At 66.3% G+C, this 18,645-nt stretch carries 17 protein-coding genes and 2 pseudogenes; 11 read left to right on the forward strand and 8 right to left on the reverse strand.

Translation table 11 applies throughout. The annotated features are described in order from the left end of the window. Nucleotides 1-125: 125 nt before the first annotated feature. From ACSEEN_RS20220 to ACSEEN_RS20250, 7 genes and pseudogenes are all read left to right on the forward strand, one after another. A pseudogene (locus ACSEEN_RS20220) lies at nt 126-365 on the forward strand (IS701 family transposase); the annotation flags it as partial. A gap of 54 nt (nt 366-419) precedes the next feature. Further along, on the forward strand, nt 420-1,991 hold the full coding sequence (locus ACSEEN_RS20225; RefSeq protein ID WP_348807016.1) for an amidase: 1,572 nt from the start codon (nt 420-422) through the stop codon (nt 1,989-1,991). Between the two features lie 83 nt (nt 1,992-2,074). Beyond that, complete coding sequence (gene nthA, locus ACSEEN_RS20230) at nt 2,075-2,704, forward strand: nitrile hydratase subunit alpha (RefSeq protein ID WP_348807017.1); 630 nt, start codon at nt 2,075-2,077, stop codon at nt 2,702-2,704. Nucleotides 2,705-2,755: 51 nt separating this feature from the next. Then, nucleotides 2,756-3,409: a nitrile hydratase subunit beta gene (gene nthB / locus ACSEEN_RS20235; protein ID WP_348807018.1), complete on the forward strand. Its 654-nt coding sequence runs from the start codon at nt 2,756-2,758 to the stop codon at nt 3,407-3,409. A 135-nt stretch (nt 3,410-3,544) separates the two neighbouring features. After that, nucleotides 3,545-4,777 carry a GTP-binding protein gene (locus ACSEEN_RS20240; protein ID WP_348807019.1) on the forward strand — a complete coding sequence of 411 codons (1,233 nt, stop codon included), beginning with the start codon at nt 3,545-3,547 and terminating at the stop codon, nt 4,775-4,777. Between the two features lie 84 nt (nt 4,778-4,861). After that, nucleotides 4,862-5,218 (forward strand): ArsR/SmtB family transcription factor, encoded by a 357-nt coding sequence (locus ACSEEN_RS20245; RefSeq protein ID WP_348807020.1) that lies wholly within the window; start codon nt 4,862-4,864, stop codon nt 5,216-5,218. Between the two features lie 29 nt (nt 5,219-5,247). Beyond that, on the forward strand, nt 5,248-6,666 hold the full coding sequence (locus ACSEEN_RS20250) for an ABC transporter substrate-binding protein (protein WP_440714137.1): 1,419 nt from the start codon (nt 5,248-5,250) through the stop codon (nt 6,664-6,666). A 27-nt stretch (nt 6,667-6,693) separates the two neighbouring features. Here ACSEEN_RS20250 and ACSEEN_RS20255 read toward each other — a convergent pair whose 3' ends face one another. Continuing rightward, on the reverse strand, nt 6,694-8,004 hold the full coding sequence (locus ACSEEN_RS20255) for a PucR family transcriptional regulator (protein WP_502260917.1): 1,311 nt from the start codon (nt 8,002-8,004) through the stop codon (nt 6,694-6,696). A gap of 175 nt (nt 8,005-8,179) precedes the next feature. Between ACSEEN_RS20255 and ACSEEN_RS20260 the strand changes: the two genes are divergently transcribed. Then, the gene (locus ACSEEN_RS20260; protein WP_440714139.1) at nt 8,180-9,232 is read left to right on the forward strand and encodes a porin PorA family protein; all 1,053 of its coding nucleotides are present in this window, start codon (nt 8,180-8,182) and stop codon (nt 9,230-9,232) included. Between the two features lie 8 nt (nt 9,233-9,240). Here ACSEEN_RS20260 and ACSEEN_RS20265 read toward each other — a convergent pair whose 3' ends face one another. The 6 genes from ACSEEN_RS20265 to ACSEEN_RS20290 form a co-directional block, all read right to left on the reverse strand. Then, nucleotides 9,241-9,855 carry a TetR/AcrR family transcriptional regulator gene (locus ACSEEN_RS20265; protein WP_440714140.1) on the reverse strand — a complete coding sequence of 205 codons (615 nt, stop codon included), beginning with the start codon at nt 9,853-9,855 and terminating at the stop codon, nt 9,241-9,243. 5 nt (nt 9,856-9,860) lie between these two features. Further along, nucleotides 9,861-10,724 (reverse strand): ABC transporter ATP-binding protein, encoded by an 864-nt coding sequence (locus ACSEEN_RS20270; protein ID WP_440714141.1) that lies wholly within the window; start codon nt 10,722-10,724, stop codon nt 9,861-9,863. Further along, entirely contained in the window at nt 10,721-11,557 is an 837-nt protein-coding gene (locus ACSEEN_RS20275) for an ABC transporter ATP-binding protein (RefSeq protein ID WP_440714142.1), read from the reverse strand. Before ACSEEN_RS20275 ends, ACSEEN_RS20270 begins: the two co-directional genes overlap by 4 nt. Further along, complete coding sequence (locus tag ACSEEN_RS20280) at nt 11,554-12,606, reverse strand: ABC transporter permease (protein ID WP_440714143.1); 1,053 nt, start codon at nt 12,604-12,606, stop codon at nt 11,554-11,556. Before ACSEEN_RS20280 ends, ACSEEN_RS20275 begins: the two co-directional genes overlap by 4 nt. A 56-nt stretch (nt 12,607-12,662) precedes the next feature. Next, complete coding sequence (locus ACSEEN_RS20285) at nt 12,663-13,379, reverse strand: type 1 glutamine amidotransferase domain-containing protein (RefSeq protein ID WP_440714144.1); 717 nt, start codon at nt 13,377-13,379, stop codon at nt 12,663-12,665. A 174-nt stretch (nt 13,380-13,553) separates the two neighbouring features. Beyond that, nucleotides 13,554-14,999, reverse strand: a complete 1,446-nt coding sequence (locus ACSEEN_RS20290; RefSeq protein WP_440714145.1) for a GGDEF domain-containing protein — start codon at nt 14,997-14,999, stop codon at nt 13,554-13,556. Between ACSEEN_RS20290 and ACSEEN_RS20295 the strand changes: the two genes are divergently transcribed. From ACSEEN_RS20295 to ACSEEN_RS20305, 3 genes are all read left to right on the forward strand, one after another. Then, nucleotides 14,998-15,384, forward strand: coding sequence for a MarR family winged helix-turn-helix transcriptional regulator (locus ACSEEN_RS20295; RefSeq protein ID WP_440714146.1), 387 nt, complete (start codon nt 14,998-15,000; stop codon nt 15,382-15,384). The genes ACSEEN_RS20290 and ACSEEN_RS20295 overlap by 2 nt on opposite strands. A 273-nt stretch (nt 15,385-15,657) precedes the next feature. Next, nucleotides 15,658-17,274: an MFS transporter gene (locus ACSEEN_RS20300; protein WP_348807047.1), complete on the forward strand. Its 1,617-nt coding sequence runs from the start codon at nt 15,658-15,660 to the stop codon at nt 17,272-17,274. 104 nt (nt 17,275-17,378) lie between these two features. Beyond that, the gene (locus tag ACSEEN_RS20305) at nt 17,379-18,011 is read left to right on the forward strand and encodes a TetR/AcrR family transcriptional regulator (RefSeq protein WP_348809906.1); all 633 of its coding nucleotides are present in this window, start codon (nt 17,379-17,381) and stop codon (nt 18,009-18,011) included. Nucleotides 18,012-18,328: 317 nt separating this feature from the next. Here ACSEEN_RS20305 and ACSEEN_RS20310 read toward each other — a convergent pair. Further along, nucleotides 18,329-18,520: pseudogene (locus ACSEEN_RS20310) on the reverse strand (IS701 family transposase); the annotation flags it as partial. Nucleotides 18,521-18,645 lie beyond the last annotated feature (125 nt).

Genomic DNA, 18,645 nt, shown 5'->3' on the forward strand with positions numbered 1-18,645 from the left:
AACAATGACAGGCTCCACTCCAGCATCGGCACGGTCCCGCCCGCCGAGTTCGAGTCCGCCTACTACGCCGCCCTCAACCGAGAGCTGCACCCCGTATAGGAGCGGCAGAAAACCTGGGGTGATTCATCCTGGTGATGCTCGCGCACGCCTTCCTGGCAATCACCACCGCCACCCAACGACACCGCGAACACACCAACCGCCAACTGATCCGATTGAGTATCAACGAATTTCGGCGTTTGTTCTGCGCACTCGTACTCACCCCACTGCACGCCGTCGACCGCATCCTCGACTGGACCCTGTGGCGCCGACGTCACCAGAAACGCGCCCAACAATGCCACCAAAACCGCAGGTCACAACAACAATAAACCCGATCTACGGCTGTAGTAATAGCCAACACCGCCTGTGAGGAGAAATCAACCATGACAGTTCAGCGACCCACCCCCGACGACATCGGCCGCGCTGCAGAACATTTCGGACTCACCCTGAACGACGAGGGGCGCACCGAGTTCGCCGGCCTCGTGGATGGGGCACTGGGTTCCTACGACGCCGTCGACGATCTCTATGCGACCAACGCCGCACCCACGGCACCGACGCGCGAGTACGAACTCGCCGAGACCGGTGAATCGAATCCGTTGGGCGCGTGGTACGCACGGACGTCGATCTCCGCGGATTCCCCATCCGACACCCGCTTGGCCGGGCGGCGGGTCGCGATCAAGGACAATGTGGCCGTCGCCGGCGTACCCATGATGAACGGCTCGCGGACGCTGGAGGGATTCATCCCGTCCCGCGACGCGACCGTGGTCACCCGGCTGCTCGACGCGGGCGCCGAGATCGCGGGCAAATCGGTGTGCGAGGACCTGTGCTTCTCCGGATCGAGTTTCACCCCGGCGTCGGGTCCAGTACGCAATCCGTGGGATCCCACCCGCGAGGCCGGCGGCTCCTCAGGCGGCAGCGGCGCCCTCGTGGCCAACGGCGACGTCGACCTCGCCATCGGCGGCGACCAGGGCGGCTCGATCCGGATCCCGGCATCGTTCTGCGGGGTCGTCGGACACAAACCCACATTCGGACTCGTGCCCTACACCGGCGCATTCCCCATCGAGCGGACCATCGATCACGTCGGTCCGATCACCCGCACCGTCGCCGACGCCGCACTGATGCTCTCGGTGCTCGCCGGCGTCGACGGCGACGACCCGCGTCAGCCCGAATCCCTTGCAGCCAAGAACTATACGGAAGGTCTCGACGGTGGTGTCGATGGACTGCGGATCGGAGTGGTGACCGAAGGATTCGGTCATGAGGTCTCGCAGGCCGAGGTGGACGAGCTGGTACGGGCCGCCGCACACGGGTTCGCGACTCATGGCGCGGTCGTCGAGGAGGTGAGCATCCCGTGGCATCGGCATGCCTTCCACGTCTGGAATGTGATCGCCACCGATGGCGGTGCCTACCAGATGCTCGACGGCAACGGCTACGGACTCAACGCCGGGGGACTGTACGACCCGGAGCAGATGGCCTTCTTCGGCCGGGGTCGCATCGACCACGCGGACGACCTGTCGGAGACCGTGAAACTCGTTGCCCTGTGCGGATATCACGGAGTCACCGCCCTGGGCGCGAGCAGCTACGGCAAAGCGCGCAACCTGGTCCCGGCCGCCCGCGCCGCCTACGACGACGCACTGCGGACCTACGACGTTCTGGTGATGCCGACGCTGCCGTATGTTGCCTCCGAACTTCCCGAACCGGGGATCGACCGTGGTACCTACCTCGCCAAGGCGCTCGGCATGATCGCCAATACCGCACCTTTCGACGTCACCGGCCATCCAGCATTGTCGGTCCCCGCGGGTCTCGTCGACGGGCTACCCGCGGGAATGATGATCATCGGCAAGCACTTCGACGATGCCACCGTCCTGCGCGTCGGACATGCCTTCGAGTCGCTGTCGGGAGGATTCCCCGCTCCGCCGGTGACCTCCACGGTGTCTCCGGAACTTGCTCCCGCGTAGCCACTCTCGAGTTCGCAGCCCACATTTCTCGGCACAGCCCACATTTCGCCATAACAGTTCAGCCCAACAAGGAAAGGTCCACCATGTCCACAACGATCGATCACAGCCCAGCGGTCACCCACGCCCCCGGAGTGCCCGAGCAGGCGCCGGCCGGCGATCGGGCCTGGGCGCTCTACGAGGCGCTGAAGTCCAAAGGTCTTGTCCCCGAAGGGTATGTGGAAACCTGGAAGAAGACCTTCGAAGAGGACTTCACTCCACGCAAAGGCGCAGAGCTGGTGGCGCGCGCGTGGACCGACCCGGAGTTCCGCGAACTGCTGCTCACCGACGGAACCGCCGCCGTCGCCCAGTACGGCTGGCTCGGCCCGCAGGGCGAGTACATCGTGGCGCTCGAGGACACACCCGACCTCAAGAACGTCATCGTGTGCTCCCTGTGTTCCTGCACCGCCTGGCCGATCCTCGGTCTGCCGCCGACCTGGTACAAGAGCTTCGAGTATCGTGCCCGCGTGGTCCGCGAGCCACGCACCGTTCTCGCCGAGCTGGGTACCACCCTGCCCGACGACATGAAGATCCGCGTCGTCGACACCACGGCCGAAACCCGTTATCTCGTCCTGCCGATGCGCCCGGCGGGCACGGAGGGCTGGACCGCCGAACAGCTCCAGGCGATCGTCACCAAGGATTGCCTGATCGGCGTGGCCCTGCCCACGGTGCCCTGACACCTCCCACCTCCAAACGATCAGATCCGAAACATCAGAAAGGACACCATCATGGATGGAGTGCACGATCTGGGCGGCAAACAGGGCTTCGGCCCGGTCGACCACACGATCAACGAATACGACCACGGGTTGCCGAGCCCGGAGACCTTCCACGCCGACTGGGAACACCTGCCCTACAGCCTCTTCTTCCTCGGCGTCGCCGAACTCGGCAAGTTCAGCGTCGACGAGGTGCGCCACGTCGTCGAACGCATCGCGCCCGTTCACTACCTGGTCACGCCCTACTACGAGCGTTACGCCATCGGGGTCGCGACACTGATGGTCGAGACCGGGGTCCTGACCCAGGAGGAACTCGAATCCTTTGCGGGCGGACCATTCCCGCTGTCGCTGCCGGCCACGTCGCAGGGTCGCCCCGCCCGCACCGACAACCACGTGTACAACGTCGGTGACACGGTCCGCGTCCGGGACGAATACTTCGCCGGGCACATCCGCATGCCGGCCTTCTGCCGCGGTCGCACCGGCATCGTCCGGCACCGCACCGCCGACAAGTGGCCGTTCCCCGACGCGATCGGCCATGGCCGCACCGACGGCGGAGCCGAACCGACCTACCACGTCGAATTCACCGGCGAGGAACTCTTCGGTGACGACACCGACGCAGCCAGCGTCATGGTCGATCTCTTCGAGGGATACCTCGAGCCCGCCGCCTGACAGACCCGCAATGGGTGGCGGATACCCCCGGAAGCGTGCCATCGAGGTATCCGCCACCCGCGCAGCCCTTTCCCTTCCGCCTGATCCTCGACTCGTCAATGAGCCAGCCCTGCATCACGAGAGGTCGATGAACCCATGACCGACAACAGACTTCCGGTGACAGTCCTGTCCGGCTTCCTCGGCGCCGGTAAGACCACACTCCTCAACCAGATCCTGCGTAACCGCGACAACCGTCGGGTCGCCGTCATCGTCAACGACATGAGCGAGGTCAACATCGACGGTGCCGAGATCGAACGGGAGGTCACCCTGAGTCGATCGGAGGAACGTCTGGTCGAGATGACCAACGGCTGCATCTGCTGCACGCTGCGGGCCGACCTGCTCGCCGAGATCAGTGTGCTCGCCGCCGCGGGACGCTTCGACTACCTTCTCATCGAATCATCCGGAATCTCCGAACCCCTGCCCGTCGCAGAGACTTTCACCTTCATCGACCCTGCCGGCGGGGCGCTCGCCGACATCGCACGCCTCGACACGATGGTGACCGTCGTGGACGGCAGCAGCTTTCTGCACGACTACCGGACGGGAGGGGCGGTCACCGCCGACGCTCCCGAAGATCAGCGCGGCATCGCCGACCTCCTCGTCGACCAGATCGAGTTCGCCGACGTCATTCTCATCAGCAAGACCGATCTCATCGACGAACGTCAGCTCGCCGAGGTCGTCGGTGTGTTGCGAACGCTCAACGCCTCCGCGGACGTCCTGACGATGATGCATGGTGACGCCCCGCTCGACGCCATCATGGACACCGGCCTGTTCTCCCTCGAGAAGGCGGCGACCGCACCGGGCTGGCTGCAGGAACTCGAAGGTCAGCACACGCCCGAAACCGAGGAGTACGGAATCGGTTCCGTGGTCTATCGCCAGCGTTCGCCGTTCCATCCGCAACGGCTCCACGACTTTCTCGTCACGGAATGGGACAACGGGAATCTGTTGCGCGCCAAAGGGTACTTCTGGAATGCGGCGCGATTCTCCGAGATCGGAAGCATCTCCCAGGCCGGGCACCGAATCCGGCACGGCTACGTCGGCAGATGGTGGCGGTTCCTCCCCGAGGTCGCGTGGCCGACCGACGACTACCGCCGGAAAGGCATCCTCGACAAATGGGAGGAGCCGGCTGGTGATTGCCGCCAGGAGTTGGTCTTCATCGGACAGGACATCGACAAGAGACTGCTGGTCGAGCGGCTCGATGAATGCCTGCTGACCATGGACGAGATCAGACTGGGTCCCGACGTGTGGAGCACGTGGCCCGACCCGCTCGGTGCCGGGCACGGCGATGCGGTGATCAGCCCGGTCGCGCAGACCGGTCGGGCGGCAGTGTGATCCGCCGTCCGTGGGCGACCCGTTAGAGTACACAGAAGAGTTCGATGGAGAACGCGACAGCCCGCCTGATCGTGGAGGTTGAAGGTGCAGGACAACGAGGAGTCGGCATTCGCCGTCCTGGCCGACCAGGTACGTCGCCAGATCCTCGACGTCCTTGCCGAAAACGGTGAGTGCAGCGCCGGATTCATCAGCGATCGCATCACCTCCGTGGGACGGACCACCGTCTCGACGCACCTGAAGGCGCTGCGACTGTCCGGCATGGTGGTGGAGCGCCGCGAGGGTCGGCACCGCTACTTCTCCATCGACCCGTCCGGACCGGCCCGCGATGCGCTCGAGTTCTTGCAGAGTCTGCTCAACGGTGCGCTCGCCACGGCACCGGAGTCGACGGCCGGTGAACTGCCCGACGCCGACGACTCGTCTGCGTCGGGCCGGACCGCCTGACCGGTCACCGGACCGACAGAGGTGGATCGATGTCGACGGTCTCGGTAACCGCCCAGACCTACGTCGGCGTCCACCCCGCCCGTGCCTTCCAGATGTTCGCCGACGGGCGCCTCCTCGGGGCGGAGTGTGCCGAACTCGCAGTGGGTGCTGCCATTGCGATCCCCCTGCCCATGCGCTCGGACGCCACCGACCAGTCCGACATCACCCTCCTCGGACGTGTCATGTCGATCCGGCCCGCGCAACGGGTCGTGATCGTGCACCAGCAACCCTGGCCGGGACGGTTGACGATCCGCTTCCATCGGGAGGGTGACGGTACCCGCGTCACGCTCGCATCCGAGGTCGACCATGACGGCATCGACTGGCTGGTGCGCCGCCGCGGATTCGATCCTCCGTCACCGCCGCATCCGTCCGTGCACCGGATCGGTCTTCTTCTCAGCAAGTCCGGTTCCGCCGCGGTGTTCGCCCAGGCCACGCAGACCCTGGCCGAGATGGCGGTCGACGAGATCAATGACGACGGCGGCATCGGAGGCAAACGGGTCGAACTCCGTGTCGGCGACGACGCCTCCCGATCATGGTCGGGGGTCGCAGAGGCGTTGCGTCTGGTCCGCGAGGGCTGCCGGGCGGTGTTCGCATGCGTGACGTCGGCGACGTTCAATGCGGTGGCCAATGCCCTGCAAGGCACCGGTGTGCTGCTGATCCACACAGTCCTGAACGAGGGAGGTGCGAACCGCGAGAACGTGATCCGGCTCGGTGAACGTCCGATGGGTCAACTCCGGGTGGGTGTTCCGCACCTCATGTCCGACACCGGGGCGTCACGCTGGTTCTCTGTCGGACAACGCTATTCGTGGTCGTTCGGGGCGCACATGTCGGCCCGTCGGGTGGTGTCGGAAACCGGCGGCTCGGTGGTGGGGGAGGCATTCGTCGACCTCGGGACCACCGATTTCGAGAAGGTGATCGACCGGATTCGCCTCTCGCGTGCCGAGCTCGTGCTCACCACCCTCGTCGGCCACGACGAGGTGGCGTTCCAACGTTCCTTCTGGAAGAGCGAACTCCACCGTGCGACAAGAACATTCGCACTGGTGCTGGACGAGGCAAGCCTGCAACTCATCGGCGACGAGGCGGCCGCCGGGTTGCACACCGCATTCGCCTACTTCGAAAGTCTCGACAGCGACGCCAACCGATCACTCATCCGGCGATACCGGGAACGCGCCGGTCTGCTTGTGCCACCGGCCAGTTCGGTCACCGAGACGACGTATGAAGCGATCGTCGCCTATGCGCGGGCGTCCCGGCGAGGCGACGGACCGACGGCCGCGGACTTTCTCGCTGTCGTCGAGTCGGGATCGGCGATCGCACGCGAGGGCGGCCGTCGCCTCATCACTCCGCCGATCTACCTCGGTGAGGTGGTCGACGGACAGATCGTCGCCATCGGGTATCACGATGAAGGTTGAGCAGGTGCCGCGCAGGCGTCTTACCCCTCACCCCATCAACCGATACGCGCGCAGCGCCAGCGCCACGTCGACGAGATCCCCGGGCGACTCGAGGTGACGGCCGGTGAGACGCTCGAATCGTCGCAGACGATTGAGCACCGTGTTGGTGTGGCAGAACAGGGCTTTGGCGGCCTGGGCGGTGGACCCGCCGACATCCATCCACGTCTGCATGGTGTGCAGCAGGGTGTCCCGCTCGGTGGCGTCGAGGTCGAGGACCGGGCCGAGCACGTCGCTGAGATGAACCGATGCCAGATCGGGGCGAGCCAGCAGGAGCGCTTCGGGAATGCGGTCGGACAGTACGGTCATTCCGGCGCGGCCCGCGCCGATACGTTCGGCGAGACCGGCGTGCTGGTTGGCCTGACCGAGTGCCGACAGGCCGCCGACCACCGGGCTGATACCGATGCCGGCATTCGGAAACCGTTCGGCCAGCACGGCTTTCACCTCGTGAAGGGAACGGTCACCGAGATGGACCACCAGCGTCATGCCGTGTCGCTGACGACAGCGGAAGATGGTCACCTCGCCGATCTCGTCGCGGATCGGGCCATCGTCGACACTGAAACCGTCGTTGACAGAGAAATCGTTGCGCCGGTCCGAGATTCGGGCGACGACGTAGCGTCCGTCATGCGGAACGTCGAGCGCGACGGCCGCGCTCTCGCAATCGACGTTGTCGGCGTGGCCACGCAGCAGCATACGCAACACCGGTAAGAGCTTGCGTTCGATGTGCGTCACGTCGCCGTCGACGACAAGTCGGTAGGCCTCCATCATCAGGCGCTGGTCCCGTTCACAGAACTGCCAGTACTCGTTCGCGCATCGCGCGAGGACCGGCACGAGTTCGGGCCGTTCGGCCGAGATCAGCTCCACCAGTCGGTCCCACACCACCGCGGCGCCGATCCGGAAGCCCTGCGACACCACGGGCAGCGGGATGCCGGCGCGGGCGTGTCGGCGTCCGATGTCCCAGGCGTGTCGTGCCGAATCGGTGCTGCGGTCGGGATCGGCCAGCGACCACACCGCGACCTCGACCGTCGTGTAGATCGCCGACTCGAAGTCGCGGGAATTGTCGATCAGGGTGCCGTAGTGCGGAACCTCGGCGCGGATGCGGGCCAGTGCCCTGTCGGCGAGGGACGACACGTGGGTCGTGGCCAGACGTGCGGCATGGCGGAGCAGTTCCGGGGGCGCCGGGGTCAGGGCGGTGGCCTCGGCGACACGCAGTCCCGCCGAGCCCGTCAACCCCGGTCGTCCAGGCTTGGCTGCCGCCGACTCGGCTGTCGGCGCACCTGCGGATGGTGCAAACCGCGTCATGCGATCACCCGTCTTTCGTCGCTGATGCGATGACGGTACCGCGCGGATGTGACGCGGCCCACTCCGGCGGGGTGTCCGTTATGCGGTGCCACACGATGTGCCGACAGCCTGGATGTGACCCAGCCCACTCTGGTGAAGTCGGCTGGTCAGTTCCTTCATCACCTGGAGAGTGTTCATGTCAGGACTTCGCCGATCCTCGGTTGTTCTCATCGTCATCGGGTTGCTTTTGCTCGTGTTGTCCGCGGTCACGCGGTTCGCCATCACCCCGGCGCTGAGTAAGTTGCCCACCGATGTCGACACGACGGCCACCTACTCGGGCACCGCGACGATGCTCAACTCGGCCGCGATGGCCTCCGGCGACCTCGCGAACGCCGTCGCGAAGGACGTCCCGATCACCCTGGATCAACGAGTGCAGGTCACCGGCGAGCAGGAGGGCCTGGCCATCACCGAGCGGAGTTCCCTGCTGAAGGGACCGGGTGGCCTCCAGAAGCCGTCGTCGATCACCTACGCCATCGATCGGACCACGATGGAGGCGACCGACCAGCCGCCCAGTGGTAGCGGCGCCACCGCGGCATCAGGACTGATCTTCACGCTGCCGCTGCACCCGAAGCCGCAGAACTACAGCTTTTACGTGCCCGATCTGCAGGCCGCGGCGCCGCTGACGTACCTCGGTGAGGGAACCGTCAACGATCGTGACGTCCTCCGGTACGAGGTGAATGCCTCAGGGGCGCTGCAGAATCAGGACACGCTGAAGTCGCTTCCGCCGGCCCTGCCCAAGGCGTTGATCGCCGGTCTCGTCGCCACGTTGCCTGCCGAGCAGGGGCAGGCGATCTCCGCCGCGCTGCCGACCCTGCCGGACACCGTGCCGCTCGCCTACACCGCGTCGTCGAAGATCGTCCTCGATGCCGATGCGACGACGGGTGCACCGCTGAATTCCTCGATCGACCAACAGATCCTGGCCACCGTCATGGTGAACGGTCAAGCGGTTCCGCTGCTGCCGGTGCTCGCGGTGAAGGCGAACCTGACCCTCGACAGCGTGGCCGCTGCGGTGACCAAGGCCGAGTCGGCCGCGCAGAAGCTGACGCTGCTGTCGGTGGTCGTGCCGCTGGTCCTGCTGGTACTCGGGGTGATCGCCATCGCGATCGGCGTACTGCGCAGCCGGAAGCCCGCCGACGACGCCACCGATGACACGACCGCCTCGGCCACAAAGGAACTGGTGAACGACTGAACGTGCGGTCACTCGACCGGTGATCCGGGCGGTCCCGTCAGGTACTGCTCGATCACCGGTCCGACCCGTCCGGCCAGCGTGGCGATGTCGGCGTCGGCGATCTCCGGGAGGCGGAGCACGTAGCGCATCATCAGGATGCCGAGAATGTGACTGGCGATCAACGCGATCCGGAGGTCTCGGTCGTCCTCGGCGGCCATGTCGCCGAGCACGTGTCGGGCCAGTCCGAAGAAGAAGGTGCGCATCCGTTCGGCCACCTGATCATGGGTGACGGCGATCCGCAGCAGTGCGATACCGCGTTCGCGTTGCGGGGAGTCGCTCTCCCAGACGGTCAGTACCCGCGTCACGAACTCGGTGCCCAGACCCGGGGTGTCGACGGTGAGCCCGCGGAAGACGGCGGTCGGATCGATGTCCGGGCGCAGTGCCTCGACCGTCAGGTTGTCCTTGGTGCCGAAGTAGTGGTGGATCAATGCGGCATCGACACCGGCCCGAGAGGCGATGGCCCGCATGGTGGTTCGTTCGAACCCTCGCTCGGCGAAGATCTCGCGGGCCGCGGTGAGGATCGCCGTCCGCGTCTCCGGCCGCGCAGAATCCAGGCGTGGTCGGCCTCGTGATCGTGTGCTCATCGTTCTCACGTGTTCCGGGCGAGAACGAGCATCTTCTCCTCGATCGTGGCCGGCACGGGCGTGATGGTGGCGGGTATCCCCGCCTGATCGAGGATCTGATGGAGGTCATCCGGGTCGGTATCGGCGACACGAATCGCCCTGCCGGACAGGATGACCGGCACGTGGGCCGAGTTGAGGACGGCGAAGGCCTGCTGCCAGTCGTCGGTGCTCACCGACACCGCGCGGGTGTCACCGATGATGTCGGCCTCGCTGCCGTGCGCGACGAGGGTGCCCGCCGACATCAGCAGCAACCGGTCGCATTCCTGCGCCTCCTCCATGTAGTGCGTGGTGACGAGAACGCCGGTGCCCTTGTCGGATTCACCGCGGATGGTGTCCCACAGCCGGGCGCGGGACAGTGCATCCACACCGGAGGTCGGCTCATCGAGAACCAGGGCGTCGGGAGAGTGGGCGAGCGCGACGAGGAACGCGATGCGTCGTTGCGCGCCCAACGGAAGGTCACCGACGAGGGTCCGGGCATGGGATGCGAGGTCATCGGGCAGCGTGGGCGTCGGCACGCCATAGGCGCCGGTGGAGAAGTCGATGTTCTCGGCCACCGTCAGGTCGCGGTAGAGGCCGAGATTCTGTGGGACATAACCCAACCGGGCGCGGCGCCGGCGGTCGGGCGGGCCGTCGAACAGGGTGGCATTGCCCTCGCTGGGCCGCAGCAGGCCGAGCAGGATGCGGATCAGGGTGGTCTTGCCGGCACCATTGGCGCCGAGGAGCCCGACGACCTCACCAGGCCGGACGTCCATGGTGACGGCATCGACGGCGGTGAAGTCACCGAATCTCTTGGTCACCGCGGTGGCACGGATGACGGGGCGCTCGCTCATGTGCTCGCCCCGGACGGTAGTTGTCGTTCCAGCGACAGGGAGATGACGATGTCCTCGAGGTCCGGGGTGATGGCGGTTCGCTGCCCGGGGTCGGTGGGTGCCGTTCCGGGAGGCCAGTATTCGTGGCGGTCGTGCCCGCGGCGCCACGACCATTCACCACGCGCGGGCTGCGGTGCGGTGGTGACGGTGCCGGCGAAACCGGCACGCACATCGTCATACGAACCCTGCGCGAGGGTGCGGCCACCGTCGAGGACGAGGAGTTCCCCGGCGCGTTCGGCCTCGTCGAGGTAGGTGGTCGACATGATGACCGCGGCGCCGTCGGCAGCGCTCTCGGAGATCATCCGCCACAGGTCGATTCGGCTCACCGGGTCGACCCCGGTGCTGGGTTCGTCGAGGATGATCAGCTGCGGCCGGTGGATCATCGCCATCGACGCGGCGAGTTTGCGGCGCATTCCGCCGGACAGTGCCGAGGCGGGGCGATCAGCGGCGACACCGAGCCCGGCGCGGGTGATCATCTCCTCGCGGCGTTCGGTCAGCGCCTCGCCGGACAGCCCGTAGATGCCGCCGACGAAATCGAGGTTCTGCCGGACGGTCAGGGCACTCCAGCTGCCCGGGCCGGCCGGCAGAAAGCCCATGGTGGCCTTGTCCGGGGCGATCACCCGTCCGGACGAGGGGATGACCTCACGGGCGAACGTGCGCAGCAGCGTGGTCTTGCCGGCGCCGTCGCCGCCGACCACTGCGACCACGGTGCCGGGGCGCAGTTCGACGGTCACCTCGTCGAGGGCGACGGTGTCGCCGAACTGCACGGAAACCGATGTGGCAGAGGCGATCATGAGGCATCCTCGGCCGGGGCGTCGGTCGGTCGGGTCTTCGGGGCGTTGGGGGCGAGGTCACGCCGGAACCGCAATGTCGCACCGGTGAACACGATGACCGCCATCACCGCCAGCACCAGGAACGGTAGCCAGAGTGAGGTGATCGGAGCGCCGCGCAGCATGATGCCCTGAGCGATCATGTTGAAGTACGTCAACGGCAGGAGGTAGCCGATCCAGCGCACCCCCGCCGCCATCGCGTCAAGTGGAAAGATCATGCCCGACAACAAGATCTGCGGCATCATGAACATGAACGCGGTCTGGATGGCCTGGCCGGTGGTCTGCGACACCGTCGATATGAACACGCCGAGGCCGAGGACGACGAACAGGAAGATGCCGCTGCCGAGGATGAACGCGAAGACGTTGCCGTTGAACGGCACTCCGAACAGCCACATGCCCAGCAGGGTCACGATGGCCATGTCGATCGCGGCGAGCAGGAAGTACGGGGCGATCTTGCCCAGGATCACCTGACTGGGTTTGATGGGCATCACCGCCAACTGTTCCAGCGTGCCCGCTTCACGTTCGCGGACCAGGCCGATGCTGGTGATGATGGTGCCGATGAAGGTGAGGATCAGACCGATCAGCGCCGGCACCATCACCCAGGACGTCTTGAGGTTCGGGTTGAACAGCACGTCGGTGCTCACCGCGGCGCCGGCCTTGTTGAGGACCGCCACGGTGGACTGGGCCGAGAACAGGTTGGAACCGTCGACCAAGGCCAGGGTGGGGGTCTGGCCGGTGACGAGGGCGACGTCAACCTTGTTCTCCCTCAACAGGTTCACCGCATCCTGACGATTGTCGCCGGGTTCGATGACGGTGACGTCGAAGTAGGACGGCAGGGCCGACGCCGCCTGCTGGGCCTGTGGACCGACGACCGCCGTTTCCGTCGAGCCGACGAAGTAGTTTGCGGCATAACCGAAGATGATCAGCAGCAACAGTGGCAGTGCGATCAGCATGGCCAGCGTTCGCGGATCACGCCGGAGTTCGCGGAACTCTTTGAGGATCATTGCGCGCATGGCTCGAGAGTAGGCCCCACGCCCACAAAAGTCATCAGTTGATGAATATTGGTCGGTCAGCGGTTGTCGCCGGGCGTCTCCAGCCGACCGAGCAGGGCGTGCGCGAGCGGTTCGGAGGATGCCGGATTCTGCCCGGTCAGCAGGTTGCCGTCGGACTCGAGGTGCACCGACCACGGCGCACCGACCGTGACGTGCAGACCGGCCTCGGTGAGGCGATCTTGCAGCAGCCACGGCGCCATGTCGGCAAGTCCGCCCTGTTCCTCCTCCGCGTCGCTGAAACCGGTGACGGTCCGTCCGGTGAAGACGTTGGTCCCGTCCTCGGTGGTGGCCGAGAGCAGGATCGCCGGGCCGTGGCAGACGATGGCCAGCGGTGTGCCCGCCCGGTCGGCGGCCGTCAGGACCGCTCCGGCATCGGGATCGACGGCGAGATCCTCCATCGGGCCGTGGCCGCCGGGCACGAAGATGGCGTCGTAGTCGGCGAGATCAACGTCGGACAGCGCGATCGGGGACTGGAACTCTGGGGCGGTCTCGACCACCTCGCGCAGATGATCGGCCTTCTCGGCGGACCCGACGGTGCCGGCGTCGAGACTGGCCTCGTCAACCGGTGGCCGCACACCACCGGGTGTGGCCACGGTGACCCGATAACCCGCCGCGCGCAGCACCTCGAGGGGCGCGACCGCCTCCTCGGCCCAGAACCCGGTCGCGTGCCGACTGCCGTCGTTGAGTGTCCAGTGGTCGGCGCCGGTCATGATGAACAGCACGGTGCCCGTCATCGCATCCTCCTGGGTTCGTGATCGCCGCGTTGTGCGGCCGGTAGGTCCACCGTAACCACGATCGGATTCGCCGAGGATGGCCGTGAACCGCGGTCGACGCCAAAAGGACTGTGCACCAACCACTTTTCTGATCGGCTGCACGCCAGTGCACGCCGTGTCAGTCCTGTCGCGCACTCACGCGGTCTCCGATGCCTGCTCGGTATCGGCGGTGACGACGACGTAGGTGTTGCGGCCGGCATTTTTGGCCGAAAGCAGAGCGGTGTCGGCCTGGTTGAGGTACTCCGCGAGGAAGGAATCCGCTTCACCGCGCGGGATCGGAGGAAGCGGATCGACGCAGACGGCGCCGACGCTCATCGTCACGATGCGTCCGCCCACCAGACCCGAGGCCGGAACACTGAGGCGGCGGGCCATCCGCTCCAGCGCATCGTGACCCAGTTGGGCGGCGATGGCGAACTCGTCCCCGCCGAGGCGGCCGACGACGGCGTCGGGTCCGGCGGTCGATCGGATGCGCTGCGCGAGCCGGGTGAGTACGGCGTCACCGACCGCGTGGCCGTAGCGGTCGTTGATCGACTTGTAGTGGTCGATGTCGATCATCACCACCGCGAACGGTCGGCCGGGCCGCGCGGCCACACCCGCCATCGCGGCGGTGAATCCGCGCCGGTTGAGGACGCCGGTCAGCGGATCGGTGGTCGTGTAGTCGAGTTGGATCTGCAGCGCGCGCTTGAAGGACAGCGAGTAGTTGCGCAGCAGTAGCACCAGGCCGTTGGCCGAGGTGAGCGCCACCAGCGCGAGGTAGCCCGCGGTGGCGACACCGACACCCTGTGCCACCGCGAAGGCTGCCGTGGTGACGATGGTGGTGGTGCTGAACACCATGTGGACGATGACGATGCGCAGGTGCACGAAATTCGCGACATACCCGCCGACGACGCCGAACAGCGACGAGGCGGCGAGGACGAGGACGGGACTCTGAAATGTCGCGAGCGCTGACGCCAGACCGACGTCGGCGTAGATGGCGAAACTGTTGTTCATGCCACTCAGCCGTCCGGTCTTGCTCCACCATGCCGTGGCCAGGCTCATCTGGCTGACGAGCACGGCGAACGGCACGGTCGACGTGGCGATGATCGCCATGGCGATCATGCGCGGCGGTGACCCCGCCGAACCGTCCGGCGTGAACATGCTCACCGCACCCAGCACGCCGAACATCAAGGTGAGTGCGGCGATTCCGTAGCGGACCGTGGTCTCGCGGCCGCCCGCACTCTGCAGTGCGTGGCGCGCGTGCAAGAACGCGTGCTCGCGGTCGACCCCCTCGGGTTCAGGTGCGGGTGACGGTACGGCGGCGCCGCCCGACGATTCAGAGGTGACAGAACTGCGTATCCACATGTGCAGCCCTCCCCAGCGCACATCTGACAACCGGCCCCGAACAGTGTCATCGAAGGGTATTTCCCATAGTGAAGTGTACTCAAACGGGTGTCGGGCGTCGCCGACGGATGACACCGGCACGCGCATGGCTAGTCTGTTTCCCGTGAGTGGCGACGGTATCGATCGCGAGTCGGGAGCAGCCGAATCCGTGCGGACGGCGGCGGACCCGATCACGCGGTTGGAGGACGCGCTGGCCGACATGTGGCGTCAGGGTCGCAGTCGGGCCCGGCTGCGCGCCCATGCGATCGACCCGGCACTCGATCCGTCGTCGTATCCGCTGTTCACGATCCTGGCGCGGCACGATTCCATGCCGATGTCGCAGCTGGTGGCGGCCCTGGAGCTCGACAAGTCGACGGTCACGCGGCAGGTCGACGCCGTGGTGCGACTGGGTTTGGTGGAACGCCATCCCGATCCCGACGATGCCCGGGCCCGCGTCGTCTCGCTGACCGAGGTCGGCCGGCAGCGTGTCGACGCCGTCGTCGCGTCGGCGGTGGCCGAGTGGCGGGCGCGTCTGTCGAAATGGGACCCGGACGACATCCGCACTCTCACCGAACTGCTTCGGCGCCTCGAGACCAGCAGCGACTGACGACGCCGCTCGCCGATTCGGTGCCCCGGCTCGACGAGGCGGGGAATAGCGACAGATAGTTGCATGTTGCATCTATCGGGTATAAAGTTGCACTACTCAACTAATTGGTGTGCCCGACCGGGTTCACCCGTTGCGCCGGCGTCGTCGCCGCGCGCACTCACTCTTCTTCCTGCACCCACGCGGTGGAGGGAACTGACCGAATTCCAGGGAGGTTTTCGCATGAGTTCGACTGTGTCGCAGAGCGACTCACACGTCGCCGAGGCGTCGTCGCCGATGACGCACCGTCAGCGCCTCGAAGCGCTCGTCGGGCTGCTGCTGGGAATGTTCGTCGCATTCCTGTCATCGACCATCGTGTCCAACGCGCTGCCGACGATCATCACCGATCTGCACGGCACGCAGGATCAGTACACCTGGGTCGTCACCGCCACCTTGCTGGCGTCGACGGCCACCACCCCGCTGTGGGGCAAGCTGTCCGACCTGATCAGCAAGAAACTGCTGGTCCAGGCGGCGTTGACGGTCTTCGTCATCGGCTCGGTCCTGGCCGGACTGTCGCAATCGGTGGGCATGCTCATCGGTTTCCGTGTGGTCCAGGGTCTGGGCCTGGGTGGTCTGCAGGCGCTGGTCGTGATCGTGATCGCGTCGATGTTCAGCCCGCGTGAACGTGGCCGCTACCAGGGTCCGATCGCCGCGGTGATGTCGCTGGCCACCGTCGCCGGCCCACTGATCGGCGGAGTCATCGTCGACACCAGCTGGCTCGGCTGGCGCTGGACCTTCTACGTGTGCGTCCCGCTCGCGGTGATCGCCCTGCTGGTGATCCAGCGGACGCTGAACCTGCCGGTGATCCGGCGCGACGTCACCATCGACTACACCGGAGCCGCGCTGATCGCCGCCGGCGTCAGCACGCTGCTGATCTGGGTCACCCTGGCCGGCAAGAACTTCGACTGGGTTTCCGGCATGTCGTTCGGTCTGGTCGCGCTCGGTGCGATCCTGCTCGCGGTGGCCGTGTTCGTCGAGTCGAAGGCCAAGGACCCGATCATCCCGCTGCGCCTGTTCCGCGACCGCACCATCGCACTGGCGACCGTCGCCAGCATCGCCGTCGGCGTCGCGCTGTTCGGCAGCGCGGTCTTCCTCGGCCAGTACTTCCAGATCGCCCGCGGCTACTCGCCGACCATCGCCGGCCTGCTGATGCTGCCGATGATCGTCGGATCGATGGTGTCGGCAACCGTGTCGGGCACGTTGATCACCCGCTTCGGTCGCTGGAAGGGCTTCATCGTCGCCGGTGCCGCGCTGATGACCGTCGGATTCGGTCTGCTGTCGACCATCGGAGCGCACACCGACATGGTGCTCGTCGGTGCCTACCTGTTCGTGCTCGGCGTCGGCATGGGCATGAGCATGCAGAACCTGGTGCTGGCCGTGCAGAACAACGTCAAGCCCACCGAACTGGGTGCGGCCACCTCGACCATCACCTTCTTCCGCTCACTCGGAGGTGCCGCAGGTGTGTCCGTCCTCGGTGCGGTGCTGTCCAACCACGTCACCGACCTGATCGCGAAGGGGCTGGGCGCACTCGGCATCAGCGCGGGAACCGGCGGCGGGACAGCCGGACTGTCCAACCTGAACGAACTGCCCGGCCCGATCGCCGAGATCGTGCGCGGCGCCTACGGCGACGGCACCGCCCGGATCTTCCTGGTGTCGGCCGTGATGGCGGCGATCAGCCTGGTCGCGGTGCTGTTCATCAAGGAGGTCGCCCTGAAGATGACCAGCGCCCTCGAGGAGCAGATCGACGAGATCTCCGTGGACGCCGGCGTTGACGAGGTCGGCGAGATCGGCGGTGTTGACGAGGTCGCCGAGATCGGCGTCGCGAACGTGCCTGTCGGAGCGCCCGCACGCTGACCCTCGCCTCCCGCACGCTCAACTCCCACCTGCGTACAATGCATTCCGCGCAGGTGGGAGTTGCGAGTGCAACTCCCCAGCAGTCGATGACGCGGGGAGGTGCGATGAGCGACGCCGTGGCGGCCGTGGCGCCCGCCTTCGATGACTGGCGGCACTACCCGCCGCTGAACCTCCCGAAGATCCTCGACGTCGCGCTCACCGAGATCGTCGAGCACGGCTACGACGCGACCAGCGTCCGGACGATCGCCGCGGCGGTGGGGGTGACCGTCCCCGCGCTGTACTACCACTACGACAACAAGCAGGCCATCCTCGTCGCGTTGTTCGATCACGCCATGGCCACCGTGAGCGCCCACGTGGACGCCGCACTCGTCGAGGCCGGGACCGACCCGGTCCGGCGGCTGTCGGCGATGGTGGAGGCGATCGCGTTGTACATGGCCAACTATCGCGATCTGGCCTTCCTCGACTCGGAGCACCGTTCACTCACCGAAGACAACAGTCGGTGGTATCGCGAACATCGCGACACCATCGATCAGCAGCTGCGTGAGGCGATCGAAGATGGTTGCCGCGCCGGTGTTTTCGCCACCAGGGTGCCCGACTCGGCGCGTCGCGCGATCCTGTCGATGTGTCAGGGAATCGCCGGCTGGTACCGCCCCGACGGTCCCCGGACCCCGGCCGAGACGGCCCGCGACTATGTGCACATCGCCTTGGCGGCCGTCGAATACTCCGATCTTGCTTGACCTTTCGGAGGCTTCGGCGCTGGTCGAGTAGTTGAGAGGGGCCCTACCTCCCGCTGGGGGCCGCGTTTTCCCGCTGGTCGAGTAGGTGAGGAGCGCTAGCGACGAGCCGTATCGAGGCCTCCGCCAGGTGAGGCTGGAACGCTCGCAACGCTTTCCAGCGCATCGCACGGGGGCTCGACTCGCTGCTCGCCCTTGGGGCTCGCAGCGGCTCGACCGTCGGGTGGGGTCGGTTCGGCCGGTGGGCGGGGGTCGGTTCGGCCGGTGGGTGGGGTCGGCCGATCGGGCGAGGGGCCTACTACTACAGCCGTAGATCGGGTTTATTGTTGTTGTGACCTGCGGTTTTGGTGGCATTGTTGGGCGCGTTTCTGGTGACGTCGGCGCCACAGGGTCCAGTCGAGGATGCGGTCGACGGCGTGCAGTGGGGTGAGTACGAGTGCGCAGAACAAACGCCGAAATTCGTTGATACTCAATCGGATCAGTTGGCGGTTGGTGTGTTCGCGGTGTCGTTGTCAACGGCGGGTGAAATCTGACCCCCTATCGACGTCTGAAACCTGACCCCCTTTGATGGTTGGTTACTGCTGTTCGCCCGGTTCGGGCGAAGTTGTGAGGAGCTCCCGTCGGGAGCGGGTCCGGT

Origin of the sequence: Gordonia marina (assembly GCF_052036135.1) — a bacterium.
In the GTDB taxonomy this organism is placed as follows: domain Bacteria; phylum Actinomycetota; class Actinomycetes; order Mycobacteriales; family Mycobacteriaceae; genus Gordonia.